Consider the following 1,625-nt stretch of genomic DNA (forward strand, 5'->3'; position numbering starts at 1 on the left):
GCGTGGTTGTCGTCGGCAGCGCGTGATACATGGTGACGCGCAGGCCTGAGGGCGACGGCTTCATGAAACCGCTGGCCACGTAGGCATCATGCAGGATGCGGAAGCAGTCCTCGAGCTCCTCGCGGGTCTCGGCGACCTTGAGCTCCAGCCTTGGATCCGGCGCCGGGTCGCAGTCGATCATGCCGCGATAGATGGCATGCCGTGTGTCGCGCGGCAGTCGGCCGAAGCCCCGCCGCATCAACTGGTGCAAGCGTTTTCTGAAGCTGGCTTGTTTGATCTTCATGACGCTGCCCGGTCGATCCGAGGGTTAGTTGAGCAACAGATTACAGCTCCGCCAGCAACTTCTGCACATCCGCAGTCCTGGCAAAACTCTTGCCCAGTTCGTTCAGCTTCTGCAACTCGATCTTGGCTTCGGCCTTCTGGTTGCTCTTGATCAGGTATTCGGCGAGATGAAGGCGGTGCAAGGGCTGCTCGGGATCCAGCTGAACCGCACGCCTTTGCAGCACCAGGGCCTTGTCCACGTGACCCGCACCCGCCTGGATTTCCGCCGCAGTGTCGGTGAGGGAAGGTGAATTCGGCGCCAGGCTGAGCGCCTTCTCGATCATTTCCAGTGCGCCGGGCCGGCCAGCACGATGCAGCAACCAGGCCAGATTGTTCAGCGCCACCGCATTGTTGGGCCGCACGGCAATCACCCTTCGGAAATGCCGTTCTGCCCGGTCGAACTCACCGCGTGCCAGCGCCTGGTCGCCCAGCAGGTAGTCGAGCGCCGGCGAATCCGGGTACTTGGTCAGCCAGTCGGCAGCCAGCTTGTCGGCCTCCGCCTGCGATCCCGCGCTGGCCTGTGTCAGATAAAGCTTGATGACCGTCTCTTCCAGCGGACGCTTGGACAGGCTGGTACGGAATGCCACCACCGCCGCCGGCCAGTTGCGCTTCGCGGCCTGCACATCGCCTTCAAAAGACCAGCCCTGCGGCTCGTTGGGCGCCTGGGCCTGCACGGACTTGGCGATGGCGAGGGCCTCATCCATCTTGCCGGCGCGCCCCAGCAGCGTGATCAGCCGCATCTGCGCTTGCAGATGGTCGGGCTTGATGGCCAGCACCTTGCGCAGCTGGCTCATCGCCGCTGGCGCATCCTTGCGCGCGTCGTACAGGTCGACCATACGCATCATGGGCAGCACCGAGTTCGGCTGCAGCGTCGTCATCTTGTTGAACGCCTGGGCGGCCTGATTCAGGTTGCCGACTGCCATCTCGGCCAGGCCCACCGCCTCGTACACCTTGGGGCTGTCGGTGAAACGGCTGGCGGTCTCATTGGCGATCTGGCTCGCCAGCTTGTTCTCTCCAATTTCCATCAGATAAGAGACCAGCGCGAGGCGGGGCAACTGATGGTCCGGGAAGCGCCTGATGGCAGCGTCCAGCTGGCTGCGGATGTCTTCCGCGCGTGCGCCAGCCCGGGTCTTCGCCGAGATCAGTGCGACGGTGCCGTCAATTGACTGCGGATCTGCCGCGACGACCTTTTCGAAGCGGCCGACCGCGGCTGCCGGCTTGCCATCCTCGTAGTCCATGGCCGCCAGCACGGTGGCGGCAGCCATATAGGACGGCAGGCGCCGCAAAGCCTCTTCGTAATGTGC

General features: G+C 63.9%; 2 protein-coding genes. Both read right to left on the minus strand.

Annotated features, from left to right (window positions below; all coding sequences use genetic code 11):
- The coding region (locus ACXJKR_RS31915) for an N-acyl amino acid synthase FeeM domain-containing protein (RefSeq protein ID WP_457326266.1) at nt 1-283 on the minus strand (283 nt) is incomplete at its 3' end.
- A 40-nt stretch (nt 284-323) separates the two neighbouring features.
- Nucleotides 324-1,625, minus strand: a 1,302-nt coding sequence (gene prsT, locus ACXJKR_RS31920; RefSeq protein WP_457326267.1) for an XrtA/PEP-CTERM system TPR-repeat protein PrsT, incomplete at its 5' end; no start/stop codon positions are given.

It is taken from the genome of Roseateles sp. P5_E11, from assembly GCF_054049355.1.